Origin of the sequence: Nocardia miyunensis NBRC 108239 (assembly GCF_001613065.1) — a bacterium.
GTDB classification, from domain to species: Bacteria; Actinomycetota; Actinomycetes; order Mycobacteriales; family Mycobacteriaceae; genus Nocardia; species Nocardia miyunensis.
On record NZ_BDBQ01000097.1, the window covers coordinates 1 to 26,465 of the forward strand.

The following is a 26,465-nucleotide window of genomic DNA, read 5'->3' on the forward strand; positions in this document are numbered from 1 at the left end:
CTAGCCCGCACCACGCCCCGCGGCCCCTCATCGACAACATCATCGATCACCATCCCCCACAAACCCGAGAGCACGAGCCCAACAGCAACATTCGCCGCGCACACCAAGGCATCGTGCCGTGACCGAGCATCAGCTACCACCGGAAGTGAGCCAGAGCGGTCTTCACGTGCCGTCGACAAACGCTCCGGTTCCGGCGATGGCGAGTTCGACAGCTGCCCGCGAACTGGTGACCGACGCTGACAATTCGCTGCCGCGGCCACATCTGATCAGGTGGAGAGGATGTCGAGAACCGCTGCGGTGACTTCAGCAGTGCTTGCTGTACCGCCGATGTCAGCGGTTCGGGAGCTACTGACAGCGGTGGCGGCCATCAGTGCTTCGGTGATGGCTTGTGCGGCCTCGGGTTGTCCGAGATGGTCCAGCATCATGCCGGCCGACCAGATAGCCCCGATCGGGTTGGCGATACCTTGGCCGACGATATCCGGCGCTGAACCATGGACCGGCTCGAACATCGACGGGAACGTGCCATCGGGGTTGAGGTTCGCCGACGGCGCGATACCGATGCTCCCGGCAAGGGCGGCGCCCAGGTCGCTGAGGATGTCACCGAAAAGGTTGGAGGCGACCACGACGTCTTGTGACCCTGGATCGAGGACGAACTTGGCAGCCAGCGCGTCGATATGCATTACGCGCCACGCCACGTCCGGATAGTTCTCCGCCACGTCAGACGCTATCTCGTCCCAAAATGGCATTGTATGTGTTATTCCATTCGACTTGGTGGCAACCGTGAGTGTTTTTCGCCGCTTGCGGGCCAGGTCGAACGCGTATCGGATGATGCGTTCGCAGCCGGCGCGCGTGAAGACGGACTCCTGTATGGCCAGGTCGTCGCGTATCCCTGAGCCGAAACGGCCACCGACCTGTGAGTATTCGCCCTCTGTGTTTTCTCGCACGATCACGAAGTCGAGACCGGAAGGTGGCACCTGCCGAAGCGGGCTGGAGATGCCAGGAAACAGCCGGATGGGTCGTAGGTTCACGTATTGGGAGAAGGCGCGCCTTATCGGGATGAGAAGTCCCCACAATGAAACATGATCGGCAACACCTGGATGCCCGACGGCGCCCAGAAAAATCGCATCTGCGGTAGAGAGCTGGGTCAGGCCGTCCTCGGGCATCATCGCTCCGCTGCTCTGGAAGAATTCACATCCCCATGGTTTATGGTCGAACATACATGAAAAATCATATTTGTCTGCGACGTGGTTGATAACCTGAAGAGCCGAAGCGGTCACCTCGGTTCCTATGCCGTCCCCGGGGATGACGGCGATCCGGTAGCATTTCTGTCCATTTTTTGGCTGGACCTGCTGATCGGTTGCATATGTCATGCGGTTGTTCTCCTCGTCTCACGACAGATAGGTGTTCGGTGCCGCAGTGGATGCGGGATCGATGTGGGAGCGTGCTGGTTCAGCTCTCTTGACTTTCGAGGTTCTTCAGCAACGCGGCGCGGGCGTGTTCGAGGTGCGTGGTGACGATTTCAGCAGCGCGCTCGGAGTTCCCCGCTACGATTTCGCCCGCGATCATGACGTGTTCGTCGTAGATGCTTCTCGGTGTTAGCAACCGCTTCGACTGCACCTGGGCCATGCACAGCCTCACCTCACCCATGAGGGAGGTGTAGAGCGATGTGAGCCGGGCGCTGCCGAGCCCGTCCGTGAGCGCCCGATGGAAGTTGATGTCCGCAGCGACGACGTCCAGTAACGGAGATTGACTATTGGCGGCGAGCAGATCGACGAGGGCCGCGTGCGCCTGAGGCGGGACCGTCCGCCGATCCGCCAGTGCCCGCGCCACCTCACGGTCGATGCATCCGCGGGCGAAGTAGAGGTCGTTGATATCGGCAGCAGTCAGCCGCGGCACGCGTGCGCTCGCGTGGGCGCTCCGCCGGAAAAGTCCCTCTTGAACCAGGCGGTCGATGGCCGCGCGCGCGGTCGGGCGCGCGATCCCGAACCTGCTCGCGACGAGGCTTTCGGTGACCTGGACGCCTGGCGGAATCGCTTCGGTGAGCACCTGCTCGCGCAGTCCGTCGGCGACAGCGTCGACGGCAGTGGGCGGCGTCGAGGGTCGAGCAGCGATCACGATTCCTTCTTTCCCGAACGGCCGAACCCGATGATGACAGGGCATGTCCAGTGCCGGCGTCCGCGGTCTGTCCTCGGGTTGCTGCACCCTTGACACCCTACAAGATTGTCATGCAATATACATGCACATGATTGATTGTCATACATCCTAGCTAGGCTCGGTGCCTGGTTCGATGGGATGAACGGTGGTCTGGCATGTAGGAAACACAAACAACTCTCGGGTCGCGGCCATGGTCGGAGCGGGATAGGTACCTCGTGGACACCATGTCTTCGTTGAAGAGACGTCCGGACAGGTCGAGTGCGGCCAGGTCTCCGGTGTCAGGTGCTGCCCAGTCGACGAACCACCAGCAGAGGTCTCGCTGCTTATCTCGCTCGACACGCTGACGCGCCCACATCAACCCGGCTTCGAAAAGGGCCGTAGAGGAAGAAAAGGGCGCAATGGGAGATCCCGTCGAAATCATCGGTGATTCGCAGAGCCGGACGCCTACCGCGCGGGCCACTGCCCGGCCGACGCGTGTACGGTGGAAGATTTTCGTGCTGCTACTGGGGGTCGTCGCGCTGAACTACGTCGACCGTGGGTCGATCTCGGTCGCCATGCCGTTGATCACGAAAGAGCTGCACATTTCCAAACAGGCCACCGGTATTGCGCTGTCCGCCTTCTTCTGGAGCTACGCGCTGATGCAGCTGCCCGGTGGCTGGCTGGTGGACAGGTTCAAGCCCCGGCTGATGGCCGCCGCGTCGTGCATCGGCTGGGGCTTTGCGCAGGCGCTCACGGCCGCCGCGTCCGGTCTTGGCGGCTTGGTGTTCTTCCGGCTGCTGCTCGGCGCAGTCGAGGCGCCGATCTACCCGGCAGGCGGCAAACTCAACGCCACTTGGATGACGCCGGCCGAGCGTGGGCGAGGCGCGACGTTTCTCGACGGTGGCGCACCCCTTGGCACCGCGATCGGTGGTGTGGGCATTTCGTGGCTGATCGCGTTCACTGGTGGCTGGAGGCAGGCGTTCATCGTCGCCGGCGTGGCCACCGTGCTGGTCGGCCTGTTCGCGGCCTGGTACATCCGCAACTCCCCGCGGGAGCACCCGGCGACCAACGCCGCGGAGGTCGCGTACGTCGAGGCCTCGCACATACTGGAGGATGCCGATGATCCTCAGCCGGCCGGCCGGGTCAGCCTGTTGCGATACGCCCGTTACCGCTCCTTCTGGGCCATGTGCCTGGGCTGGTGCGGGTTCAACGGTGTGTTCTACGGTCTGCTCACCTGGGGACCGCTGTATCTGTCGGAGACCAAGCATTTCGCGATTGGGGCCATCGGATACTCCACTCTGGTGATCTTCGGCGCCGGCTTCGTCGGTGAGCTCTTCGGTGGCTGGCTGGCCGACTGGTGGCGCGCCCGGGGCACGTCCCCCAACGTCGTGCTGCGTACCCTGCTGGGCGCTGCCGGGGTCTTCGTGGTGCTCGCTTTGCTCGGGGTCACCTTCGTGCCCAATGCGGCGGTCGCTGTCGCGTTCCTGTCCGCGGTGTTGTTCTTTCTCCGGTGGGCCGGGGTTTACTGGAGCGTTCCGTCGATCCTGGCCGGCCGGAACAACGCGGGGATCGTGGGCGGCGCCATGAACCTCGGCGGGAACGTCGCCGGCATCCTCAGCCCGATCATCGTCGGGTTCATCGTCGGTGCGACCGGCAGCTACACCGGTGCCCTGCTGTTCTTTGTCGGCTGCGGGGTGCTGTTCACCGTATGCAACGTGACCTTGAACTACGCCCGCCGGCTTCCGGTGTAAACCTACTGACCACTACTGCTGGAGCACAACGATGGAAAAGAACGGATCCGGACAACTCCGGATCGGCATGCTGACACCCTCGTCCAACACCTGCCTGGAACCGATGACGGCGGCGATACTGCTCGAAGCCGAGGGGCCCGCCGCCATGTACGCCAGCCGGGTACCGGTCACCAGGATCGCCCTGGATAGCCAGGCCACTGCGCAGTTCCAGGTCGAACCCATGCTGGCGGCGGCACGGTTGCTCGCCGACGCGCAGGTCGATGTGATCGTCTGGAACGGCACTGCCGGTTCTTGGCTCGGCGTGGACCACGATCTCGCGCTGGTCGCGGCCATCGAAAAGGAGACCGGCATCCGAGCGACCACCTCCACGCTCGCCCTGCTGGACGCGTGCCGCGCTTTCGGGGTGACCCGGCTCGGCCTCGCGGTGCCCTACACCACCGATGTGACGGACCGAATCGTGGCCCGCTACGCCGAGCACGGAGTGGACTGTGCACGCACAGCGTCGCTGGGGCTGACCGAGAACACCGACTTCGCCACCACGCCCGCCCAACGGGTTCGACAGCTCATCGAGCAGGCCGGGGCCGGTGATGTGCACGCGGTCGCGGTGGTCTGCACCAATGTGTACGGCGCGCCGCACGTCGTCGACATGGAAAACGAGTTGGGTGTGCCCGTATTCGACAGCGTGGCGGCGACCCTGTGGCAGGCTCTGCGCATAGGGGGTAGGTCAGACGCCATCACGGGCTGGGGTCAGCTGCTGGCCACCGGCACGCTGCGCATGCGGTTCCAGGATCTGCTGGAGGATCTGCTGTCCGGGACCGGCGCGGACCGTACCACGTTGCGCATCGATCTGTCCAAACTCGGCTTGCACGTCGACCTGACGGCTGGTGAGGCGGTCGCACCCGGTGTTCGGTCGATTCGGCGTGATAGTTCCCTGGACCAGCGGCAGCTCAACACCGTGCAGTGGCTGGAGCGGCATCGCCGTCCCCTCGTACAGCCGCACTTTCGCGCAGACCCGACGCCGCCGGACGCGTTGATCACGGTGTACGGCGTCAACGCGCAGATGCTCGCTCCCATCGAACGTGGCGGCGAGTTGGTCGCTTGGTTGTCCGTGCACAGCCTCAGCGAACGCGAGTGGGGCGAGGCCGACGAGAACGTGCTGGCCGAGGCGATGCGACGGGTGCACGAGGCACTCGACGGCATCTGACCGCGGGACCCGCCACCCGCCGGCCACATGTCCATCGCTGACGTATTCATCTTTATGTAAGGAGAACTCCTGATATGACCAAGGAGATCCAGATCTGTCTCGGTGTCGATGTCGACGCGGTAGCCGGTTGGCTCGGCTCCTATGGTGGCGAGGATTCGCCCAACGACATCCAGCGAGGCATGTTCGCCGGCGAGGTGGGCGTGCCACGCCTGCTGCGCCTGTTCGAGAAGTACGAGCTGCGCAGCAGCTGGTTCATCCCCGGCCATTCCATCGAGACCTTTCCCGACCAGATGCGCGCGGTCGCGGACGCGGGGCACGAGATCGGCGCGCACGGCTACTCACATGAGAACCCGATCGCGATGAGCCCGCAGCAGGAACGGGATGTGCTCGCCAAGAGCATCGAGCTGATCGAAACGCTCACCGGGCAGCGGCCACGGGGCTATGTCGCGCCGTGGTGGGAGCTGAGCGAGCAGACCGCATCGCTGCTGCTGGAGAATGGATTCAGCTACGACCATTCGCAGAACTACGACGACTTCACGCCTTTCTACGCCAGGGTTGGCGATTCGTGGACGAACATCGACTACAGCCAGGACGCGGCGGAGTGGATGCGGCCGCTGGTCCGTGGCCATGAGGTCGATTTGGTGGAGTTTTGCGGCAACTGGTATCTCGACGACCTACCGCCGATGATGTTCGTCAAGCAATCCCCGAACAGCCACGGATTCGTCAACCCGCGCGACATCGAAACGCTGTGGCGCGACCAGTTCGACTGGGTCTACCGCGAGATGGACTACGGGGTCCTCCCGATCACCCTGCATCCCGACGTGTCCGGCCGTCCCCAGGTGCTGCTCATGCTGGAGCGCCTGATCGAGTACTGGCGGGGCCACGAGGGCGTTCGGTTCCTCACCCTGGAGGAGGCCGCCCAGGATTTCCGGCGCCGGTTCCCGTTCGACAGGCGCTGAGCGTGCCGGATCATTCCGTTCGCCACATTGCCGGTGGGCCGGGTACGGCTATGGAGGGAATTCCCGTGTCAGCTTCTTCTGGTGTTGTGTCCCAGTCCAACCGGCGCCTCGCGGTGTTCGGCCTTGGCGGCACGATCTCGATGACGGCCAATGACAGCGGAGGCGTAGTTCCGGCGCTGTCGGCGGGACAGCTCGTCGCCGCCGTGCCCGGCCTGGCAGAAACCGGGATCTGCCTCGAGGTCGAGGACTTTCGTCGTGTTCCCGGGTCCTGTCTGGGCTTCGACGACCTCGCCGCGCTGTCGGACGCGATAGACCAGCGGCTCGACCAGGGTGTGGACGGGATCGTCATCACTCAGGGGACCGACACTATCGAGGAGACCGCCTACCTCCTTGATCTGGTCCATGACCGGCCCCAACCGGTGGTGGTCACCGGGGCGATGCGCAACCCCACCCTGGCGGGCGCCGATGGGCCGGCCAACCTGCTGGCCGCGGTGCGTACTGCCGCCAGTGCGCAGGCCCGTGACCTGGGTGTCGTCGTAGTGTTCGCTGACGAGATCCACGCCGCCAGCCGTGTCCGAAAGGCCCACTCCACCAGCGGATTCACCTTCCAATCAGCCAACGGTGGTCCGCTCGGATACGTTGTGGAAGGACGGCCGCGGCTGCTCAACCACCCTGTCGACCGAACCACTGTCCCGATAATCGGCACGCAGCGTCGTACCGTGGAGATTGGCCTGATGACGACGGTGTTCGGGGACACCGGATGGTGGCTGGACGGTGCCGCCGATCGGCTTGACGGGCTGGTCGTGGCCGGTTTCGGCGCCGGGCACGTACCCGACCGGGTGGCGGACGCTCTCGCCGCAGTGGCCTCCCGCATCCCCGTGGTGCTGTCCTCCCGCACCGGCGCTGGTTCGGTGCTGTCAAGCACCTACGCCTATGTCGGCTCCGAATCCGACCTACTGAGCCGTGGTCTGATTTCCGCCGGGTTCCTCGACCCGTTCAAGGCACGCATCCTGTTGCGTCACTTGCTTGCCGGTGGTCACGATCGCGCGGTTGTCGAAGCGGCATTCATGCGCGCGGGGGGCCATGTCGATCAATAAACCGGGTTCGACTGGTCGGGTTGTTTCCATCGCCGAGTCACCGGACCATCGCATCGAGCAGTTGACGCAGCCGGCTGTTACAACATGCCGATCATTATCCCGGGGCAGGAGCTGAGTACGACCGATCAGCAGGCCATCGAGAGCGCGCTGGCGCTCTCACGTCACGGGGGGCGGCTCGCACCACCGAGCCGCCCCCCGTGAGTATCGCTAGCGGGCAAGGTGATCCCCGAGTTTCGCAGTTCGTGGGCATCGACCTGCGGTAACTGCGGTTGCCGCACGATCCACACCTCGTCCGAGGACTGACCCGCGGTGAACACCGCCGTTGCCGTCGGCGCGGAATGCACCTCGAGCAGATCGGCCAGCGCGGCCAAATCCTCCGGGCGCAGCGGCGCCCTCTCGCCCCGCCCACGCACCGCGCGATCCAGGCAGTCTGCCGCACAATTGGGACGACCCCGTCGCCCGTCGAACGATTCGAGAAGGCGGGGGGACGGTTCGTGCATGGCTGGGGCCGCCTCAGCGCGCCGGGCGAGGCCACCGTGGAGACCGCCGACGGTTCGCGAATCATCCACGCCGCCGGCTCCGGGCCCGCACTGTCGTCGGGGATTCACACGGTGCGGTTTTCCCGAGCTGAGCATCCACGCCTGCTCCTCGAGCGCGTCGATGCCCGTAGGCGGCGGCGGTGTCGATCCAGTTGATGCCCGCTTCCAGCGCGTGCTGTTCGAGCGCATCATCAATGCCGTAGTCGAGGCGGCCCCGGGAATTCGATTCTGCTTCACCCGAGACCACCCTGGACGCGCTCCGGCGAGTATCCGCGTCCACCTGAACTCGCGATACGCACCGACGCTGAACCGATTGTCCGGCGGTCGCCAGGGCCGAGCCCTGGACACGCAGCCGATGCACCGCGCTTCACCGAATACACTGTAAGTAGCCGCATATCGAGCGGGTTGCGTTCGTTGCGGCGGCAGCAGGACATCGCAGGTGTCCAGCCGCCGACCAATTGGCACATGACGCGCTTCGATCGTCAACGATTCACCGAACCCGCAGGTCATGCCTTTGATATCACCTGCCGCGCGCCTACCGGCTTGATGCGCAGCCGGGGCCCTTCGGCGGTGGGATGGTTCGGATTGATCAGCGTCAGGCCCACAGATTGGCAAAGCCGCAGGTCAAACGCTTGCGGTTTTGTTGCGTTTGGGTAGTAATCCGAACCATTCCGTGCTGCAGCGCGCACAGCGGCGGCGTGTCGTGTATAAGCGTCCGGATGGCTCGTGGCTGTCGTTGCTCGCGGTCGATGACGGGAGTCGGCGTCGGCACAACCGGCGCAGAGGGATGCTGGCGCAACTGCGTCGTCGGGGGTCGGCGAGGTCGTACACGCTCACCCTCGCGCGCTGGCCATAACCGGAACGAGTGAGCTTTAAGTAGCCGATGAGCGGATACTGTCCCGCCGCGCGAGCAGCCAGGTCGGCAGCAGTGAGCGGTTGGTCCACATGTGCTCGAGCCCAGGCGAGCACAGGGGCCAGCGAGGCGTCTTTCGAGGTCGCGATCGGTCGTTCCACGAACTGGCGCCGTCGCGGTGGGCGGCGAAGACCAGGCGGCGGCTGACCGCGTTGCCGCTGCCCATTCCGCGATCGCGGTGAACGAGCGTGCGCCGGTCATGATCAATGGCTGTGCCGTGCCCGCCCAGCAACACCGAAACATCGGTGTTGCGCGACATATCTCAGCAGTTCACGGCACCGGAGAGCGACTTTGCCTCAGCCCTGCTTGACCCTCCCGTGGGGGGAGAGTGCAGGGTCGTAGTTGACAGCGGTTCAACGCCAACAACGATCCAGGAGGATGTAATGACCGCACAACTATCGCTGGATCCCGTGATCGCCTCGCATATCGCCGCGATCAACAGCTTCGACGTCGATGCCATCATGGACACCTTCGCCGATGATGCCCTCGTCAACGACTTTTCCCGGGAATTCTGGGGACCCGAGCACATCCGCGCTTTTGTGACCAAGGAGTTGGCGGGCGACCACGTCACGATGGCACCCGTCGAGGCGGTCGACAATGCTGGTATGTGGTGCGTGCGGTGCCGCTACGAGGGCGACTACGACAAAACGGGGCTACCTGACCCGCTGATCATGACCAACTACATCCGAGTCCGCGACGGCAAAATCGTCACCTTGTTCATCATCAAAAACACTGCACCCCAGTACTGACCCGTCATGACTACAACCGTCAGCGTTGGACGCTTCGCCATCATGACCCACCTGAGTGTCAAAACGCTGCGACACTACCACCAGGTCGGACTGTTGGAACCGGCCGAGGTCGACCCGCACACCGGCTATCGGTATTACGCACTGGAACAGCTCCCGACCGCGCAGCTGATTCGGCGGCTGCGCGATCTGCGCATGCCGGTCGCCGGTGTCCGCGCTGTCCTCGTCGCAGGCAGCCCGGCCGCGCGCGACACCTTGATCGCCGCCCACATCGATCACCTCGAGGCTGAACTAGCCAGCACGCAAGCCGCCGTGAACTCGCTGCGTGCCCTGCTCGAATGCGCGCCCGGACAACAGCATCCGGTGTATCGGCGAGCCGAATCAAGTTTCCCGGTGCTGGCCATCACCGAGGACATCCGCAACCCCGCGGATATCGAAAGCTGGTGGCGCGACGCATTACACGAACTGCGTACCGCGGCTGACGATCACGCCATGCAGGTCACCGGGCCCGCGGGTGGCCTTTACGACGAATGCCTCTTTCAGCACGAGCCTGGCGAAGCCATCGTCTACATACCTGCCACCACGCCACTCGAACTGGGCAGGATCAAACCGCTGGTTATACCCGCCGCCGAGGTCGCGGTAACCATGCACCGTGGATCGCACGCCGACATCGACCTGGCCTATGCGCAATTGGGTTCCTACATCACCGAGTACGAACTAGCCGTGGGCTGGCAACTACGCGAGTACTACCACCGAGACCACAGCCACACCACCGACTACACCCAATGGCGGACCGAAATCGCCTGGCCGATCATCGACACACCCTGACTTGAACACTCGGCACGCTGAGCATACGAGAATCCGGCAAGCATCGACCCCGGCTTGCCCCCTCGTCGAGGGGGAAGAACTCACAGATGGAGGACATCATGTCTGTTGCCACCACCATGCTGCAGATTGACCTCACGGGCAAACGAGCCCTAGTCACTGGGGGCACTCGAGGTATCGGCAAAGGCATCACCGATCGACTGCGTGCTGCTGGCGCGACCGTTGTCGTCGCCGCACGCAGCGTCCCCCGCACGCCATCGCCAGAGGTGATCACCGCCGACATCGCCACCGCCGACGGGTCGGCAACCATCGCCGAACACACCCTGGCCATACTCGGCGGCGTGGACATCGTCGTGCACAACGTCGGCGGTTCCCAGGTAAGCCGCGGAAGCGTCACAAACCTGACCGACGACGACTGGGATCAAGCCTTCCAGATCAACCTATTCGGAGCCGTACGACTCGATCGAGCGCTCATCCCCTCGATGATCACCGGCCAAAGCGGCGTCATCATCCACATCACCTCGGTGCAACGCCGCCTGCCGATGCCGGGTACCGCACCCTACGCCGCCGCCAAGGCCGCCCTGGCCAATTACAGCAAAGCGCTGTCAGATGAATTGGCGCCCAACGGTATCCGTGTCAACAGTGTCTCCCCCGGATTCATCGAGACCGAAGCTGCCGCAGCATTCGTAAGCCAGCACGCCGAGAAACTACAGATCAGCATGGATGCCGCACGCGCACAGGTCATCAAATCCATCGGTGGCATCCCCCTTGGCAGAGCCGGAGATCCCACGGATGTCGGAGACCTCGTCGCTTTCCTGGCATCCGACCACGCCCGCTACCTGACTGGAGCCGAATTCCTCATAGACGGCGGCAGCACCCGCACCGTCTAAACCATAACAACCGGCTGACCGGCACAAGGCCAGCACGTGTGGATGACGCCTGTCTCACCCGTCATACCTCCGCGCGCAAACGACGCAATCACCCGAAGGAGACACCACCGTGTACAAGCAGCTCGGAACCTACGGTGCATGGCTGAATCCCGCCCTCGGCAATGCCCCGCGGGTCGAATACGCGCCTGAACTAGAAGAACTCGGCTACGACACCATCTGGGTCGGCATCGGCGCCGACCCCGTCGGCGACATGAACCTACTGGAGCAGATGATTGAAGCCACCCGCACCGCGATCATCGCCAGCGCCATCATCAACATGTGGCAAGACGACGCTCACAGCATCGCCCACCACTACCACCGCATCGTCGACCACCACGGGCCACGCCTGCTGCTCGGCATCGGCCTGGGCCACCCCGAAAGCCGCGACAGCTACCAAAAGCCCTACGAGCGCATGGTCCACTACGTCGACACACTGCTCGAAGACCGCGTACCTGCCGAGGCCATCGTGATTGGGGCACTCGGGACCAAGACGCTGAAGCTCGCCGGCGAGCGAACCCGGGGAGCACACCCATACCTCACTGTGCCAGAACACACTCGGTACGCCCGTGAGCTCATGGCCCCAACGCATTTCTGGCACCCGAACACAAGGTGGTGCTCACCGAAGACGTCGAAGAGGCCCGCAGGATCGGCCGCCCTGCGGTGCAATAACCCCTACCTCGGCCTGCGCAACTACACCAGCAACCTGATCCGCCATGGATTCACCGAAGCCGACGTCGCCGGTTCCGGCAGCGATGCACTCATCGACGCTCTGGTCGCCCACGGATCCCCGGAAGCGATCTACCAACGCGTCAACGAACACTTGGCCGCCGGTGCCAACCACGTAGGAATCCAGACCTTCAGCAGCGAGCCCGGAGCGTCACCGATGGACGCTTTCCGCACCCTCGCCCAACACCGACCCGCCTAGCCGAAACGTCCGCTTCTGCGCCATAGCGAGTGTTTTCCGATGGTCACAACCGGGATATCTGTCGAGTGGGTGTTTCAGCGCCGCCGATCATGAAGGTGCGCGAGGAGCACCGATAACCCGCGAACCGCCAAAACCAAAGGTCACGCCTTCGATGTTGCCATCCGCGTGGCGACCGGCTTGATCCGGAGCGTCGGCCCTTCGGCCGTCGGGTGGTTCGGATTGATTAGCGTTAGGACCACCAGAACGGCAGGTCAGGACTGGTATTGTATCGGTCCTGACCTGTTGTATTTGGCCCAGCCCCACGGAATCCCCACGTTTTGGGTTCATGTTTCGTTTCGGCCGGGGAATCGACATCGACCGACGCAGCCTGTGGTGGCGGTGTCTTCCCGAACGGCCCCTGGCAGGCGCTGCTGGCGTTGCAGATCGTGGTGTTCGCCTATGTCGGCGGGGAATTGGTCGGTGTGACCGCGGGCGAGGCGCGCGAACCCCGCAAGACGCTGCGCAAGGCGATCAACACGCTGCCGCTGCGGATCGGTCTGTTCTACGTCGGCGCGCTGTGGCGCGCTGGTGATCATCATGTCGGTGCTGAGCTGGACCAACTTCCGTTCCGGCGCAAGCCCGTTCGTCGAGGTCTTCGAGAAGGTCGGCATCCCGGGCGCCGCCGACCTGATCAATTTCGTGTTGCTGACCGCGGCGCTGTCCTCGTGCAACTCGGGTATCTACTCCACCGGCCGCATGCTGCGCAGCCTCGCGCAACACGGTGAGGCGCCGCGCGGGCTGGGCGCACTGAGCAGCCGGCAGGTGCCGTACACGGGCATCATCGCCTCCGCGGCGGCGATGGTGATCGGCGTGATCGTCAACGTGATCTCGCCGAAGCAGGCGTTCGCCTACATCACCTCGGTCAGCACCATCGGCATCATCGTGGTGTGGGGCGTGATCCTGTTGTGCCACATGGTGTATCGCGCGCGCGTCCGGCGCGGGGAACTCCCGGCCTCGGACTACCGTCTGCCCGGTGCGCCGGTCAGCACCGTCCTGGCCCTGGCCTTCCTGGGCCTGGTCGTGGTGCTGCTGTTCTTCACCGACAGCGGTCGCACGGCGATCATCGTCGGCGTGGTGTGGACCGTGCTGGTCTGCGCCGGATATCCGGTGGTGAACACCCTGGTCCGGCGGCGGGAATCGCTGCACGCCTGAGTATTTCGGATCGGGGCCCGCGGCAACCGTTAAGCGCGCGACGGAAGGGGGCCGCAGGGTCGGGAAGTTTCCGCCGTCTATCCGAACCTTCGGTGAAACTACGCCGCCACTCGCGCCACACCGCCCCAGGCACATACGGCGGTTGGGGGCGTAGCAGCCAGGCCAGGCCCGGCTTCGGCTCCCCTGGCCTGCTTCGCCAAGCCAGAACGCCTGGCCCGCGCTGATCCCGTACATCCGCATGGCCTTGAGTTGGCGAGCGCAGCTGCAGCCCGGCGAAACCGTCCTCGTGCTCGGAGCCGGTGGCGCGGTGGGATCGGTCGCGGTGCAAGCGGCCAAGGTACAAGGCGCCGGCCGCGTCATCGCCGCCGACCGCGACCCCGACCGCCTGCAACGCCTGCGCGAGCGAGGCGCCGATGCCACAGTCGTCCTCGACGACAGCACCGATCTGCCCACAGCATTCCAGCACGCAGCCGGCGAGTCCGGGGTGAACGTGATCATCGACCCACTCTGGGGCGAACCCGCCCTCGCGGCCATGCGCGCCGCCGCACCCGATGCTCGGCACATCGAGATCGGGAACTCCGCAGCCGCCACCATCACCCTGCCGGCACCGCCGTAGACCGGTACTCGGCCTGCTCGCGGTGGGACAGCGAGGACTCTGCGCGGCCCCCGAAACACCTTGCGGGCTTGCGATCGGATTCCGCTCCGTTCCGCGCGGAGTTCCTCGCCCGCAAGCTACGGCCATAGATGTGTTTGTTCACCCGCCGATCGGCTGACGCGTGCAGAAAAGGGGCAACAGGTGGAGGCGGCAGTACTCGACGGGTCCGATGGGGCTGCGTGGCGGTTGCTGGAGCAGATCCTGGCCCGCTACGGATCACTGGAGGCGTTCTGTACCCGGCTGCGCCGTGACGCCGTGACCTCGACGACCCACGATCGAACTACCACCCCTGCCCGAGGTACGCCCGAATCCCCGACGATGGGCATGACCCGGTTACCGGAGATACGGCTCCGATCACCTGCGTCGCCGAAAAACCCGGCAGGCTGCACGTGTCGTGCTTTGCGCGTACCACAGCCCGCGAGACAGCAGCCCTCACCCAGGGCTACGACACCTGTCGTGACCGAACCGGAAATAACACCGATCGGCCCGTTCCGGGCGATCCGGGCGTTGCGCGAGTGGCTCCGGGCGTGTTTCATCACGATTTCCATATGATTGCCACAAGGTTGCTGATGTTCGGTGATTGTGGTGCGAGTATCAGTCGGTCACGCGAGTTCGTCCCAGTCGGAATCCAACGAATCCACTCTTTCGGAAGGGAGCTCAAAATGGCAGTGCAGCAGGATACGAGCACGGAGAGCCGGTCCAACTCGTCGCAGGGCCAGCGTGGGGATGTGGCCGATGTGCGCGGGGAGATCGAGATGCTGCGGATGCGCATGGACGAAGCCCGGCAGGAGGCCCAGAGCACACGCCAGTACGCGATGCAAGCCTCCGGGCTTGCCCGCCAGGCCCAGGCCCAGGCCAGGCAGGTACAGAATCAGGCCCAGACCGCGCAGCAGAACGCCAGCCAGGCCAATCAGCAGGCGCAGCAGGCTCGCCAGGCCGCGGTGCAGGCGTCGAATCAGGCCCAGCAGGCCCAAGCCGAAGCCGACCGTGCCGTGGCCCAGGCCCAGCAGGCCCAGAGCGAAGCCACCCAGTGCCAGCAACGCGCGTCCTCGGCGGCCGATCAGGCTGATCAGGCCACCCAGCTCGCCCAGCAGGCCGAGGACCAAGGCACCCGCGCCCAGGACCGGGCCGGGCAGTGGGAGATGGCCCTGCACCAGATCCGCCAGCAGGCCCGCCACCTGCAGGGAAACTGACCGCAGGGCCTGCGGGCACACACTGTCTGTATCTGTAAGGGAAGGTGCCGGCGCGGCGGGCGTACAGGGAAACCGGTACGGCCGCCGCCCCGCACGGCCTGTGCGGGACAACAGGGAAACGGAGGGTGCACGGTCGTGAGCGATGACCCGACCCCGCCCGGTCCGCACGACGGTGATATCGATGTCGAGGTGATCGTGCCGGACACCCTGAGTGCGGGGGTGTACGCCAACGGGTTCACCTGCTGGTACAACCGCACCGACTTCACCGTGGATTTCCTGGTCTACCTGCCCGCCGAACCCGCCGGAGCCGGACAACACGGACCGGTGATGCGGCAACCCGTGCTCCTCACCGCACGAGTGAAGTTCCCACCCTCGTTGATATTCCGGTTGATGCGCACTCTCGATCAAGCCATGAACAGCTACGAGCACCAGTTCGGGCACATCACCTCCCTGGGCGATTGAACCCACCCAGGCTACGGACCCACGAGGAGAAATCGTGATGACCACCGCTACCGGGCCGATCACCCTGATCACAAGCCCCCGCGACCTCACCATCGTGCCCGACCCGAAGGTGCACCGCCAACCGACGATCATCGGCGGCCGCCACTACCGGCCCACCCCCATCACCCGACACCCGCGACCCACCACCTGAAAAGCGGTCACGACACGCGGGTGTACCCCAAACCGACACCGGCCGAGGGGGGCTGCTGCACGATCGGGTGACTCTCGCATACGACGTCGACCAGGGTGCCGCGGATTTACTATGTAGCCGGTCCCTCACCGAAACCCGATCATGCGGAAGGCGAACAGCCCGCCGACGACGTCTGGATGATTTATGGCGAATAGATGGCAAATGGCCGCCGATCACCCGGCACGGTCCGAACTATGACCTGCGGCGCTTTTGCGTACTAGCGCGCTTCCGCATCTGTTACGGGTGCTTCGCGGCGGTGTCGCGGGCCGCCGTGGCCCAGTGCCCGCTGCAGTTCCTCGGCGGTTGGTAACTTGACTGCGTCGGCTGGAACCCATTGGCGTACAGTGACTTCCCTGTGCCCGTTCCGGGCGCGCAGCGTCAGTTCGATCACTGGTGGACGGTCGTTATTCGGGTGTTGCAGTATTCATTCCGATGTCGCCGGAGGCGAGGCTGGCGACGCGCGATCGGCACTGCCATGATTCGCGTGTGCAAGTACGAAGCAGACGACCGGATCGGATTACCGATCGATTAGTAGCGCCGGGCGGTTGCCGGAAGCGGGAACCGAGCGTTGCGGAGCGGTCGGCGTGACCGAACGGCGCTGCACCCACTGCGGCGGTACTGATCTCGCGCGGGGACTGTTCATGACCGGGGGCGGTATTGGTATCGACTGGGTCCCGACCCCGAACGCGGGCTCATTCGTCGCCAAGCTCAAAGCCGCGTTGGGGCCTCATTTCCGGGTTGATTCGTACCGCTGCCGAACCTGCTCGCACCTGGACCTGTTTGTTCCCGACGCCTGATAGCGCCCCTCCAGCGCGTATCCAGAACTGCTGCGCGCAATCGACCGCGTGAACCCGCCTAGGCCGCGGCAGCGGCACGCCAAAGTTGAAATACATTGCGTAAGAGGTGATTCTGCCTATTTCACTGGTGGACAATCGTTAGTCGGGTGCTGCAGTATTCGAGCGTGGGCGCAAACACCGCTGGGTGGTTGGGCTTGGGCCGCGCGGGTGGGCCTGGATACGCCGCAAAGGCGAGACGTGGGGCTTCTGGCGGAACGGGCAACCGGGGTATGAAGCTGCTCGACCCGCGGGTATGTCCGGTTGACACGCTTGCTACGGCGACGCTGCCCAGCCCGTCGTCCGCGTTACGCTTGCCGGTCGACAGTGCTGTATGGACCCGTGGTCGCGATATCCGCTCATAGAACAGGATCACGCTATGCGACGTCCGCTCTCCATCACTGCGGCCGGTACTGCGGCGACGTGTATGTCCGTTGACATATCGGCGGTGTCGTGAATTGCGATCAACCGAATGACCGCGCCCAGGGTGAACACGACCGCTGATGACACGGTGGCTTGCCCGGGATTGGACAACTCGTCAGGGTCGATGCCGAGGTCCGCGAAGTTCCTGCTAGCGGGAATGCGCGCAGGCGGCGCGCTCAGAGAAACTGAAGTCATGGTGCTGCAACTCGAGCTGTTGCGCTGCTTCATCGTTGATGACAGCGCCGCCTTTCGCGACGCTGCGCGCGACCTGCTCGAACGTGAGGGCATCACCGTTGTCGGCGTAGCCTCGACCAGCGCTGAGGCGCTCCAGGGTGTCGAGGATCTGCGGCCGGACGTGACGTTGGTCGACGTTGATCTCGGTGAGGAGAACGGGTTCGAACTCGCCGAGCACCTGCACCGGGATGGGTGGCCTGCGCCGTCACCGGTGATAATGACCTCTGCCCACGCCGCGCAAGACTTCGCCGACATGATTGCCGCGAGCCCGGCAGTGGGCTTCGTGTCCAAGTTCGCGCTGTCGTCGGGCGCGATCCGTGACCTCGCTGCCTCGGTGTGTGGGCCATCTCGACGCCCTGGTCCGCCGAGATTGATGTGAGCCTGCGTGGTGGCGCAAAGACAGTTACAGCTGCCCGACGCTTCTGGTGCGGAAGTAGGCTTGCGATCACTTCGCGCACGCTTGGTGTCGCTATTGCTGGGCCCCACGGCTCCGCCCCTCGCACCGGGAATCGCGGTCGCCGCCGGTTTCATCGTGGCCGAGACCCTGGTGGTGTACTTGCTCAACACAAGGGTCGCTCCCCACGTCCAGTTCGGACAGGTCTACCTGCTCGGCGTCGTGGTCGTGGCGGCCGGCTGGGGGCTTGGGTTAACGGTGATCACGTCGGTGGCCAGCTCCCTCGCCTTCATCTGTTTCCAGAACTGGCCCGCAGTGAGCTCCCTACCGATCCGGGTGTACGACTGGGTGGTGATCGCGATCTCTCTTGTGGTTGCGCTGTCGGCCCACACCCTCGCGGGGCTGGCCAGGACACGCGCCGCTGATGCAGATCGACGCCGTCGGGAGGCGGAGGAAAGCCGTGACCAGCTCAGGGTGCTCGCCGAGCAACAGGCCGCGTTGCGACGGGTTGCGACGCTGGTCGCGCGCGCGGCCACCTCCGGCGAGGTGTTCCCGGCGGTGGCCGAGGAATTGGCCCGTTGCCTGCGTGTGCACTACGCCGCCTTGTGGCGCTACCAGCCCGACGGCACAGCCATCGTCGTCGCGGCCCGCGACGAGCCCGGAGTGACGAAGATGCCGGTCGGCACCCGGTTCTCCCTCGAGGGTGAGAGCGTTCCGGCGATGGTGCTACGTACCGGACGCCCCGCCCGGGTCGACAGCTACGAGAACGCTGCCGGTTCGACTGCCGTGCGCATCCGTGAGCTCGGTCTCCGTGGGGCAGTCGGAGCGCCGATCGTGGTAAACGGCCGCGTGTGGGGTACGACCATCGTCGGCTCGTCACGACCCGAGCCCCTGCCAGCCGACACCGAGGCACGCGTCGCGGACTTCACCGATCTCGTCGCGACCGCGATCGCGAACGCCGAGGCCCACGCCGAACTCACCGCGTCCCGCGCCCGGATCGTCGCGGCCGCCGATGACGCCCGGCGCCGCATCGAACGCGATCTGCACGACGGAGCCCAACAGCGGCTGGTCTCACTCGGGCTGGAACTCCGCTCGGCGGAGGCTTCGGTGCCAACCGAACTCGACGCGCTCAGGGGGCAGATTTCTCACATCGTTTCGGGACTGACCGGAGTCTCCGAGGATCTACAAGAGATCTCCCGGGGCATCCATCCGGCGATCCTGTCGAAGGGCCTTGGGCCTGCGCTCAAGACGCTCGCCCGCCGCTCCACCGTCCCAGTCGAACTCGATCTTCATGTCGACCGGCGGTTGCCGGAGTCTGCCGAAGTAACCGCGTATTACGTTGCGGCAGAGGCACTCACGAATTCGGCCAAGCACGCACAAGCCTCACAGGTGAACGCACGCGTCGAAGCCGACCGTGCGACGCTTCGTCTCTCGATTCGAGACGATGGCATCGGAGGCGCCGACATCTGCAGAGGGTCGGGGATCATCGGCCTGATCGACCGCGTCGAGGCACTCGGCGGCCGGATGGAGATCGCGAGTCCTGCCGGCGACGGGACGTCATTGCTCGCGACGATCCCACTCGAGAAGCCCGAGGGCGTGGACTGAACCACAGCCAGTCCGTTGGCAGAGGCCGGCCGGTTCGTGCCCGGGCTACGGGAGACCATGCCGGGTACAGCTCACGTCGTGCCCAGCACTGTTCGGATATTCCAAAAGCCAGCCACAGGGACATTGGAGGCGCAACGCGTCGCCGACGTGCCGACGCGCCGCGGCGACGTTCCATCAGACGCGGTGCGCGCCGTAGGCGCTCTTGGGTCTATATATTGACCAGGAACTGAATGTTTGTGGGTGTGGTGGTGTTCGTGTAGGTATGCCGGGTGGGTGATGATCTCAGGGTGGATATGCGCAGGCTTTCGCCCGGTCAGCAGGAGGCGTTGCGGATGCGTGTGGTCGCGGCGTTGCGGGAGGGGATGGCCGACGCGGAGGCTGTGCGGGTGTTCGGGGTGTCGGCGAACTCGATCCGGAATTGGAAGGCCCGCTTCGCCTTTGGTGGTGTCGAGGGTTTGGAGTCGCGGCGGCCGGGCCGCAAGGCTGGTGAGCTGCGGAAACTGACGCGGTCGCAGGAGCGGGCGTTGATCGAGTTCGAGCCCGAGCAGTTGGATCTGGACGGGAAGTTGTGGACGCGCCGCAAGGCGACCGAGCTGGTTCGGCGACTGTTCGGGGTGTCCTACACCGAGCGTGGTATGGGGAAACTGTTGCGGCGCATGGGATTGTCGTTCCAGCGCCCTGATCGGCGGGCGATCGAGGCGAACCCCGAAGCAATGGCGGAGTGGGTGAATGTCACTTATCCGGCGCTGGTGAAACGCGCCGAATCCGAGGACGCGGTGATCCTGTTCGCCGACCAGGTCGGGGTGCGTCCGGATCATCTGTCGGGTTCGACGTGGGGCCGGGTCGGGCGGACTCCGACGGTGACCAGGACGGGAAAGCGGTTCTCACTCAACGCGATGTCGGCGATCTCCCCGCGTGGGGACATGCGGTTCACCGTGTTCACCGGACGATTCGACACCACCGAGTTCCTCGCCTTCTGCCAGCGTCTGATCAGCGGATACGACACCAAGATCCACCTCGTCCTCGATGGGCATCCCGTCCACCGCTCGAAGGCCACCAAGAAGTGGATGGCCGAGCACGCCGAACAGATCGAACTGCACTATCTGCCGGCCTACGCGCCGCACCTCAACCCCGACGAACTGGTCAACGCCGACCTGAAACGCACCCTGGCCGACAAGACCATCATCGGCCGCGACCGGATGGAGCTGGCAGTGCGGTCGTTTTCCGTCGCGTCCAGAAGCTGCCCGACCACGTCCGCGGCTACTTCCATGGCCCACACACCATTTACGCTTCAACCATTTAGTTCCTGGTCAATAGCTCAATTACTGTAACCTGCGCCATTCATGGCAATTGAGCCTTCGTCCGCCAGAAATGGCGAAAGGCGCCCTGACCTACGATACCGGGCTCACACTGCACATATTCGAACACACTGAAATGATCTCAGCGAGTTTCATGTGATTATTCCGTGTTCGAAATGGGTGAGGACGAGTGCGGCTTTGACGATGTCGCCGATCTTTTCGGGGCTGGTGGTGAAGTGGCGCAGGGCCCGCCAGCGTCCGGTGAGCACGGCGAAGCCGCGTTCGCCCAGGCAACGCAGCCCGCGCAGCAGCCGGTTGCGGGTGCGGGTGTCGGGATCGAGGTCGCGGCCGTCGGAGGGCTGCTTGACCGGCGTGTGCACGCCGGCACCGACGCCGTCGTAGCCGCCGTCGGCCAGGGTGGGCAGATCCAGCTGGGAGGCGGCCCAGTACAGGGCGCCGAGCACGTGGGCGCGGGCGGCAGTGATGTCGTGGACCGAGCCGGGTTCGGCGTCAGATACCCACAGCGGCAACCCATTCGGCGCCGACAGTGCCTGTAGGTTGGCACCGTGAGTGTGTTTCTTGCCCGAATACCAGCTCATGTTCGACGAGGTTGCGACAGATTCGTATCTCCGCGAGCGGGGCACCGTTATCGAAATCGACGGGGTGATGCAGGCTGCACCGGCACCACGGTTTTCCCGCACCCCCGCGAGAACCCCGCGGAGGCCTGAAGTCGTTGATCGGAAGAGTCTCCTTCGCGAGTGGTCGGACGACCGTCACCGCCACGCCGCCCACGACGGACACTACGACGACTGATCAACCGCGCCGCTCCCGGTGCGATCGGCTGGATCCACTGATCCTGAGCGACCACGGCACCGCCGACAACGAACTCGCGCTCGAATTGGCCGCCCTCCGCGCCGCCGAGCTCGGCCTCGATCAGGCACTGTCAGGTTGGTGAGCCGGGAAGGTGAGGTGGGGCAGGATCGACGATCGTGACCGCTGCAGGCTCGTCGTATAAGGGGTTCCGGTTTCCACCCGAGGTCATCAGCCATTGCGTCTGGCTGTACCACCGGTTCCCGTTGAGCTTGCGCGACGTGCAGGAGCTGATGCTCGAACGTGGTGTCGACGTGTCCAGATCAACGGCGCACAGCGGTACCTGTGGCGCGCGGTCGACCAGCACGGCAACGTGCTCGACATTCTGGTCCAGTCGCGCCGAAACGCGGTGGCCGCAAAGAAGTTCTTCCGCCGACTGCTCGAGGGCCTGCGGTACGTGCCCAGGGTGATCGTCACCGACAAGCTCGCCAGCTACCGGGTGGCGCACCGCGAGCTCATGCCCTCGGTGCAGCATCGCCGGTCGAAGTACCTGAACAACCGCGCCGCGAACTCTCACCAGCCGACCCGGCAACGCGAGCGGGCGATGAAACGCTTCAAGTCGATCCGGCACGCGCAACGGTTCCTGTCCGCGTTCAGCGGCATCTCGCCGCACTTTCGGCCCCGTCGGCACCTGCTGTCGGCGGCCGACTATCGACAGGTGATGGCCGACCACTTCGCGGTCTGGAACGAGATCACCGGGGCGATGCCCACGGCCGCCGCCTGATCGGCGACTGGGACAGGACATTTCGTCCAAGCCACGGCTCATCACCCCGAATCGTCCTTCCGGCCAATTAGGTTGACTCAAGCTGACAGTGCCCTGAATACGGTGGTCCGACTGGTGGATCGACGAGGTGCTCCACATTCCCGGCTATCCTGCCCAGGAGGATGCAGCATGGAATCCGTCAACCGGCCTGCTCTCGACCACATTCATGGGGGTCTGCCGCGGGAATATTCATTGCGGCTGTACCTACGGGTGTGCCGATCATCCTTTCTTCCTCCGAGTTGTTGTCGGATGCGCCTTCCGGGTCTGGCATGTTCTCGAGTTCCGTTCTCGTAGCATCGCGATCCACAGGTATTCCGTTTCCTGGCTGCGGAGGTGGATCCCACAGCTGCGCGCACGGCAAAGGGATCTGACCGGGATGTAGTTCGTCGTCCACCCGGACGGTGCACTGGCCGCCGGCCGCCAGATCGGCTGCGACCTCGAGGACCTGGTCCGCGGGTCCTTGATAGTCCAGATGCAGTGGCCCGGAGTCCACGTGCAGATGGCGCTGCGGCAGAGGATTCATGTGGCACCGCCGGGGTAGCGGTCAGGAAACGTGGTCTTGGCCTGATCTTGCTGTTGTCGTTCGAACCGGCGCGGTGCCGCGGCGACCGAATCGCGATCGTCGGAGTAACCGGTCGTGGAACACGCTGGCCTTGTGGACCGACGTGGTGGGTTCGCGCCAGACCGTACGCACGCCCGGATATCGGATGAGCAGGATCGAGCCGTCTGCGTTGTGGTGGAGCGGGTCGTGCTCGCGCAGCTAGGGGTATGCCAGGTAGCGCGCGGTGGCGGAGTCGCCTGCGGCTCCGCCGCTGGATGGGTGATCAGATCTCTCGGTTTTCCGAGCTGAGCATCCATGCCTGTATCTCGAGCGCGTCGATGAGTTGGTGCAGCAGATCGGCGGTCGAGGGGTCCTCGGCGTCGATATCGTCGTGGATCTCGCGTGCGGTTGCCGCCGCTCCGCGCAGCTGTGCGGTGAGTGCGTCGACGGTGTCGGTTGTGCTCTGTTCACCGGGAGGCAGCAGCGGCAGTGTGGTTGCTTGGGCCACGGTGGTCGGGCGGCCGTCGGGGACCGCGTCCAGGGCGCGCATGCGTTCGGCGATGGTGTCGCTGTATTCGCGTGTCAGGTCGACGATCTCGTCGAGTTGCAGATGCAGGTCCCGGAAGTTGTGGTCGACCACGTTCCAGTGCGCCTGTTTGCCGTTGAGGTGCAATGCGATCAGATCGGTCAGGACGCGCTGGAGATGCCCGGCGAGCTTTGTCGAGGCGCGAAAATAAGCGGGGGATTGCAGAGTTGTCATGATGCGCTCCTGATTCTAGTCGAAATTGTTGCTGGCCAAGATGTTTCGAGGCCCGATGCCGTCGAGGACGCTGTCGTCGCCCTTGTCGTCCCAGGCGGCTTGTTCGTGGGGAAGGGGTGATGGAGTGGGGAAAGGGGTGATGGATAGGTCTATGGCGCAAGTTTCGGTCGATGGCGGTCATCGCTGCTGCCGTTCGGGGTCGATCTCGGTGAGGTCGTCCTCGGTGAGTCGTAGATCCGCGGCGGCGATGATCGGATCGACCTGCTCGGGTCGCCGGTAGCCGGTGATCGCGGCGTCCACTGCGGGATTGCTCAGTGTCCACGCGACCGCGATGGCGCCGGGTGTGAGGCCGTAACGGTCGGCGACCGTGCGTAGCCGCTGTGTGGTCGACAGATGGTGCGACAGTTGCGGTTCGGTGAAGCGGGCGTCGTGCGCGCGCCAGTCGTTGCCGGGTAGCCGGGCCGCGCGTGCGCGGCTCATGGCGCCGGTCAGCAACCCTGATCCCATCGGTGAGTAGACGATTACTCCGATCCCGGTCTGCTCGGCGTAGGGCAGGACCTGGGTTTCGGCGGCCCGGTCGACCAGCGAGTAGGGCGGTTGCAGGGTTTCGACCGGTGTGATCGAGGCGATGCGGCGTAGCTGCTGGACGTCGAAGTTGGATACTCCGATGTGCCGGATGATGCCCTGTTCCTTCAATTCCGCCAGTGCGGCCCAGCCTTCCTCGATCTCCGAATCCGGGTCGGGCCAATGGATCTGATACAGGTCGATGGCATCCACACCGAGCCGCTCCAGGCTGGCCTCGGCCTCCCGGAGTACCGATTCCCGGCGCAGGCTGTGCTGCACGTGCCCGGTGCCGTCGTCGAGCAACGAGCACTTGGTGAACACGAACGGGCGCGCCCCGCTGTCCCGCAGGGCCGCGCCGACCACGCGCTCGGATCGGCCGAACCCGTAGGCGGCGGCGGTGTCGATCCAGTTGACGCCCGCCTCGAGCGCGTGCTGGATGGTCGCGATCGAGTCGGAATCGTGCTGTGGGCCCCACCCGAATTCCCATTCACCGCCGCCGATGGCCCACGCCCCGAAGCCGACGCGAGTGATCCGCATGCCGGTCGAGCCCAGTTCGGTGGTGGTCAAAGCCTTCGTTGCCATATGTCCTCCTAGCGGTGTTCGGTGAATTTGTGCAGTTCGGATCCCGGCCGCGTCGAGGGCCAGGGTTCGTGCCGGAGCTGCGGCCGGGTGATGGTGGTGTCGGTTCGGGGCCGGATGCCGTCCAGGACGATGTCGACGATGTCCTCGACGAAGGTGCGGTCCAGTGGTGCGTGGCCGTGCATCAGCCGGTGGTAGACCGGTCCGTAGAGCATGTCCAGGACGGTTTCGACGCGTGTGCGGGCGGGGATCTCGCCGCGGGCGATGGCCTCCTGCAGGATCAGCCTGCCGTGGTCGCGGCGCTGGTCCAGGAAGCGGGCGCGGTAGGTGAGCGCGAAATCCGGGTCGGTGACCACGTGCCCGAGCAGTCCGGCGATGACGCGCCCGTAGGGGCGGCGGGTGATCAGTTCTGTCCACGGCCACAACAGGTTTCGCAGATCATCACGTAGTGATCCGGTATCGGGGGTCGTGGGAGCCGATTCCCACGTCCGATACAGCGCGTCCATGGCGAGTGTTTCCTTGCTCGGCCACCAGCGATAGATGGTGGCCTTGCTGACCCCGGCCGCCGCGGCCACGACGTCCATGTTCATGGCGGCGACGCCGTGGGCGAGCAACGAGTCCATCGCCACGTCCAGGATCGCCTCGCGGGCTTGCTCGTTGCGCGGCCGGCCGCGGCGCACGGTCGCAGATGCCTCGGTCACCGCCGGCTCCGGACAGGGCCGTCGGTGGCGGGTATCCGGCCGTGCAGGGCGGCATACAGCCCGGCCAGGTCCCGGTCGGCATATCCGTGATCCACGGCCATGTCCACGGCCTCGGAGGCGACCGCGGCGGTGGCCATCTGCATGCCGAGACCGGCCGCGGTCTCGCGGGCGAGGCGCAGGTCCTTGCGCATGGCGCGCATATCGAACCACTCGCGGTGGGGTAGGTGCAGGGCCATCGGCGCGCGTGTCTGTAGCGCGGGTGATCCGATCGGGCTGTCGGTCATCACCGAGGCGGCCTGAGCGGGGTCGATCCCCGCCTTTTCCGCCAGCATCAGCGCTTCGCTGAACGCCAGGACCTGGTTGGCCAGAGCGACGTTCATCGCCAATTTCAATGTCAGGGCCTGGGTCCGGGTTCCGACGTAGGCGACCTGGCGGCCCAGGCGGTACAGCAGGGGTTTGATCGCGGTGACCGCCCCGAACGGCCCACCGGCGAGGATGACCAGGCTGCCCTCGGCGGCGGCGGGCACACTGCCGGACACCGGCGCGCTGACCATGTGCGCGCCCCGGGACTCGACCCGGTCGGCGAGTTCGGCCGCGGTGCTGGGGCCGACGGTGCTCATGTCGACCATGACGTGTCCGGGGCGCAGTCCGGCCAGGATGCCGTCGGGGCCTTCGTGGACCGCCCGCAGGGCCGTGTCGTCGGAGACCATGGTGAAAACGACGTCCACCGAGCCGGTGACCTGGCGTGGTGTATCCCGCCAGATCATGCCGCGTGCGACGAGACCGGCGGCTTTCGCCGGTGTGCGGTTGGTGCCGCACACGGTGTTCCCGTCCAGCAGACGACGCGCGAAGCGACTCCCCATAGCCCCCAGACCGACGAAACCAATTGTTGACATGCGTGTGTTCCCTTCCGTACTGGATGCCGATGCGATCCTGCGCCTACGCGGTGATCGCTGTGCTGGTGCCTCGGACCGGGTGATTGCGGTTGCCCGGGGTTGCCCCCGGGCTCCGGTGTTCCGGTTCGACACCTCCGCCAATTACGATACTGTGAGTTTTGTATATCACCAGGTGTGATACCCGAACGCAACCCTGTGGTAGCCGTTGTAACCGTGCTGCAACTGTAGACACAGGTTGCTCCGAGCATGGGCC

The 26,465-nt window shown here is 65.0% G+C and carries 24 protein-coding genes and 2 pseudogenes; 18 read left to right on the plus strand and 8 right to left on the minus strand.

Features of this window, described 5'->3' with window-relative positions; translation table 11 throughout:
• Nucleotides 1-266: 266 nt before the first annotated feature.
• Nucleotides 267-1,370, minus strand: coding sequence for a tartrate dehydrogenase (locus NM2_RS37505; protein WP_067679557.1), 1,104 nt, complete (start codon nt 1,368-1,370; stop codon nt 267-269).
• Between the two features lie 79 nt (nt 1,371-1,449).
• A complete protein-coding gene (locus NM2_RS37510) occupies nt 1,450-2,202 on the minus strand; it encodes a GntR family transcriptional regulator (RefSeq protein WP_157121607.1) in 753 nt (250 codons plus the stop codon).
• 350 nt (nt 2,203-2,552) lie between these two features.
• On the opposite strand from NM2_RS37510, the gene NM2_RS37515 reads away from it, so the two are divergent.
• From NM2_RS37515 to NM2_RS37530, 4 genes are all read left to right on the plus strand, one after another.
• Entirely contained in the window at nt 2,553-3,884 is a 1,332-nt protein-coding gene (locus tag NM2_RS37515; RefSeq protein WP_067679559.1) for an MFS transporter, read from the plus strand.
• Between the two features lie 31 nt (nt 3,885-3,915).
• Entirely contained in the window at nt 3,916-5,088 is a 1,173-nt protein-coding gene (locus NM2_RS37520) for an aspartate racemase/maleate isomerase family protein (RefSeq protein WP_067679562.1), read from the plus strand.
• Between the two features lie 74 nt (nt 5,089-5,162).
• Nucleotides 5,163-6,047 carry a polysaccharide deacetylase family protein gene (locus NM2_RS37525; protein WP_067679565.1) on the plus strand — a complete coding sequence of 295 codons (885 nt, stop codon included), beginning with the start codon at nt 5,163-5,165 and terminating at the stop codon, nt 6,045-6,047.
• Nucleotides 6,048-6,133: 86 nt separating this feature from the next.
• Nucleotides 6,134-7,144, plus strand: a complete 1,011-nt coding sequence (locus NM2_RS37530) for an asparaginase (protein ID WP_067679568.1) — start codon at nt 6,134-6,136, stop codon at nt 7,142-7,144.
• A gap of 161 nt (nt 7,145-7,305) precedes the next feature.
• Here the strand turns inward: NM2_RS37530 and NM2_RS49720 are convergent, their stop codons facing one another.
• Nucleotides 7,306-7,557 (minus strand): hypothetical protein, encoded by a 252-nt coding sequence (locus NM2_RS49720; protein WP_157121611.1) that lies wholly within the window; start codon nt 7,555-7,557, stop codon nt 7,306-7,308.
• A gap of 1,422 nt (nt 7,558-8,979) precedes the next feature.
• On the opposite strand from NM2_RS49720, the gene NM2_RS37550 reads away from it, so the two are divergent.
• The 13 genes and pseudogenes from NM2_RS37550 (at nt 8,980) to NM2_RS37605 (ending at nt 20,571) form a co-directional block, all read left to right on the plus strand.
• Nucleotides 8,980-9,345, plus strand: a complete 366-nt coding sequence (locus NM2_RS37550; protein WP_067679580.1) for a nuclear transport factor 2 family protein — start codon at nt 8,980-8,982, stop codon at nt 9,343-9,345.
• Between the two features lie 6 nt (nt 9,346-9,351).
• Nucleotides 9,352-10,170: a MerR family transcriptional regulator gene (locus tag NM2_RS37555; protein ID WP_067679583.1), complete on the plus strand. Its 819-nt coding sequence runs from the start codon at nt 9,352-9,354 to the stop codon at nt 10,168-10,170.
• Nucleotides 10,171-10,256: 86 nt separating this feature from the next.
• Nucleotides 10,257-11,057, plus strand: a complete 801-nt coding sequence (locus NM2_RS37560) for an oxidoreductase (protein ID WP_218026069.1) — start codon at nt 10,257-10,259, stop codon at nt 11,055-11,057.
• 109 nt (nt 11,058-11,166) lie between these two features.
• The gene (locus tag NM2_RS37565; RefSeq protein ID WP_169816313.1) at nt 11,167-12,021 is read left to right on the plus strand and encodes a TIGR03620 family F420-dependent LLM class oxidoreductase; all 855 of its coding nucleotides are present in this window, start codon (nt 11,167-11,169) and stop codon (nt 12,019-12,021) included.
• A 374-nt stretch (nt 12,022-12,395) separates the two neighbouring features.
• Nucleotides 12,396-13,212, plus strand: a pseudogene (locus tag NM2_RS37570) (amino acid permease); the annotation flags it as partial.
• Between the two features lie 238 nt (nt 13,213-13,450).
• Nucleotides 13,451-13,828 carry a zinc-binding dehydrogenase gene (locus NM2_RS37575; RefSeq protein ID WP_067679586.1) on the plus strand — a complete coding sequence of 126 codons (378 nt, stop codon included), beginning with the start codon at nt 13,451-13,453 and terminating at the stop codon, nt 13,826-13,828.
• A 701-nt stretch (nt 13,829-14,529) separates the two neighbouring features.
• Entirely contained in the window at nt 14,530-15,060 is a 531-nt protein-coding gene (locus NM2_RS37580) for a hypothetical protein (RefSeq protein ID WP_157121613.1), read from the plus strand.
• Nucleotides 15,061-15,195: 135 nt separating this feature from the next.
• On the plus strand, nt 15,196-15,522 hold the full coding sequence (locus NM2_RS37585) for a DUF3467 domain-containing protein (RefSeq protein ID WP_067679591.1): 327 nt from the start codon (nt 15,196-15,198) through the stop codon (nt 15,520-15,522).
• 37 nt (nt 15,523-15,559) lie between these two features.
• On the plus strand, nt 15,560-15,712 hold the full coding sequence (locus NM2_RS49725) for a hypothetical protein (protein WP_157121615.1): 153 nt from the start codon (nt 15,560-15,562) through the stop codon (nt 15,710-15,712).
• Between the two features lie 623 nt (nt 15,713-16,335).
• Nucleotides 16,336-16,548, plus strand: a complete 213-nt coding sequence (locus NM2_RS37590; protein WP_157121617.1) for a hypothetical protein — start codon at nt 16,336-16,338, stop codon at nt 16,546-16,548.
• Between the two features lie 652 nt (nt 16,549-17,200).
• Nucleotides 17,201-17,620, plus strand: a complete 420-nt coding sequence (locus tag NM2_RS37595) for a response regulator (protein WP_084531974.1) — start codon at nt 17,201-17,203, stop codon at nt 17,618-17,620.
• A gap of 60 nt (nt 17,621-17,680) precedes the next feature.
• Nucleotides 17,681-19,240, plus strand: a complete 1,560-nt coding sequence (locus tag NM2_RS37600) for a GAF domain-containing protein (RefSeq protein WP_084531975.1) — start codon at nt 17,681-17,683, stop codon at nt 19,238-19,240.
• 269 nt (nt 19,241-19,509) lie between these two features.
• Complete coding sequence (locus NM2_RS37605) at nt 19,510-20,571, plus strand: IS630 family transposase (RefSeq protein ID WP_218026070.1); 1,062 nt, start codon at nt 19,510-19,512, stop codon at nt 20,569-20,571.
• 119 nt (nt 20,572-20,690) lie between these two features.
• Here the strand turns inward: NM2_RS37605 and NM2_RS37610 are convergent, their stop codons facing one another.
• A complete protein-coding gene (locus NM2_RS37610; protein WP_218026071.1) occupies nt 20,691-21,137 on the minus strand; it encodes a transposase family protein in 447 nt (148 codons plus the stop codon).
• A 390-nt stretch (nt 21,138-21,527) separates the two neighbouring features.
• Between NM2_RS37610 and NM2_RS37620 the strand changes: the two are divergent.
• A pseudogene (locus NM2_RS37620) lies at nt 21,528-22,132 on the plus strand (IS6 family transposase).
• Nucleotides 22,133-22,995: 863 nt separating this feature from the next.
• Here NM2_RS37620 and NM2_RS37625 read toward each other — a convergent pair.
• From NM2_RS37625 to NM2_RS37640, 4 genes are all read right to left on the minus strand, one after another.
• On the minus strand, nt 22,996-23,472 hold the full coding sequence (locus tag NM2_RS37625; protein WP_067679599.1) for a Dps family protein: 477 nt from the start codon (nt 23,470-23,472) through the stop codon (nt 22,996-22,998).
• A gap of 177 nt (nt 23,473-23,649) precedes the next feature.
• Nucleotides 23,650-24,618: an aldo/keto reductase gene (locus NM2_RS37630; protein ID WP_067679602.1), complete on the minus strand. Its 969-nt coding sequence runs from the start codon at nt 24,616-24,618 to the stop codon at nt 23,650-23,652.
• A gap of 8 nt (nt 24,619-24,626) precedes the next feature.
• On the minus strand, nt 24,627-25,316 hold the full coding sequence (locus NM2_RS37635) for a TetR/AcrR family transcriptional regulator (RefSeq protein ID WP_067679605.1): 690 nt from the start codon (nt 25,314-25,316) through the stop codon (nt 24,627-24,629).
• On the minus strand, nt 25,313-26,212 hold the full coding sequence (locus tag NM2_RS37640; RefSeq protein WP_084531976.1) for an NAD(P)-dependent oxidoreductase: 900 nt from the start codon (nt 26,210-26,212) through the stop codon (nt 25,313-25,315). The genes NM2_RS37635 and NM2_RS37640 overlap by 4 nt, the downstream gene beginning before the upstream one ends.
• Between the last annotated feature and the right edge of the window lie 253 nt (nt 26,213-26,465).

Bases quoted from the DNA above. Each gene is read 5' to 3' on its own strand.
- NM2_RS37505 (WP_067679557.1), bottom strand. From the start codon at position 1,370: ATGACATATGCAACCGATCAGCAGGTCCAGCCAAAAAATGGACAGAAA.
- NM2_RS37515 (WP_067679559.1), top strand. From the start codon at position 2,553: ATGGGAGATCCCGTCGAAATCATCGGTGATTCGCAGAGCCGGACGCCT.
- NM2_RS37520 (WP_067679562.1), top strand. From the start codon at position 3,916: ATGGAAAAGAACGGATCCGGACAACTCCGGATCGGCATGCTGACACCC.
- NM2_RS37525 (WP_067679565.1), top strand. From the start codon at position 5,163: ATGACCAAGGAGATCCAGATCTGTCTCGGTGTCGATGTCGACGCGGTA.
- NM2_RS37550 (WP_067679580.1), top strand. From the start codon at position 8,980: ATGACCGCACAACTATCGCTGGATCCCGTGATCGCCTCGCATATCGCC.
- NM2_RS37555 (WP_067679583.1), top strand. From the start codon at position 9,352: ATGACTACAACCGTCAGCGTTGGACGCTTCGCCATCATGACCCACCTG.
- NM2_RS37560 (WP_218026069.1), top strand. From the start codon at position 10,257: ATGGAGGACATCATGTCTGTTGCCACCACCATGCTGCAGATTGACCTC.
- NM2_RS37575 (WP_067679586.1), top strand. From the start codon at position 13,451: ATGGCCTTGAGTTGGCGAGCGCAGCTGCAGCCCGGCGAAACCGTCCTC.
- NM2_RS37580 (WP_157121613.1), top strand. From the start codon at position 14,530: ATGGCAGTGCAGCAGGATACGAGCACGGAGAGCCGGTCCAACTCGTCG.
- NM2_RS49725 (WP_157121615.1), top strand. From the start codon at position 15,560: ATGACCACCGCTACCGGGCCGATCACCCTGATCACAAGCCCCCGCGAC.
- NM2_RS37595 (WP_084531974.1), top strand. From the start codon at position 17,201: ATGGTGCTGCAACTCGAGCTGTTGCGCTGCTTCATCGTTGATGACAGC.
- NM2_RS37610 (WP_218026071.1), bottom strand. From the start codon at position 21,137: ATGAGCTGGTATTCGGGCAAGAAACACACTCACGGTGCCAACCTACAG.
- NM2_RS37625 (WP_067679599.1), bottom strand. From the start codon at position 23,472: ATGACAACTCTGCAATCCCCCGCTTATTTTCGCGCCTCGACAAAGCTC.
- NM2_RS37630 (WP_067679602.1), bottom strand. From the start codon at position 24,618: ATGGCAACGAAGGCTTTGACCACCACCGAACTGGGCTCGACCGGCATG.
- NM2_RS37640 (WP_084531976.1), bottom strand. From the start codon at position 26,212: ATGTCAACAATTGGTTTCGTCGGTCTGGGGGCTATGGGGAGTCGCTTC.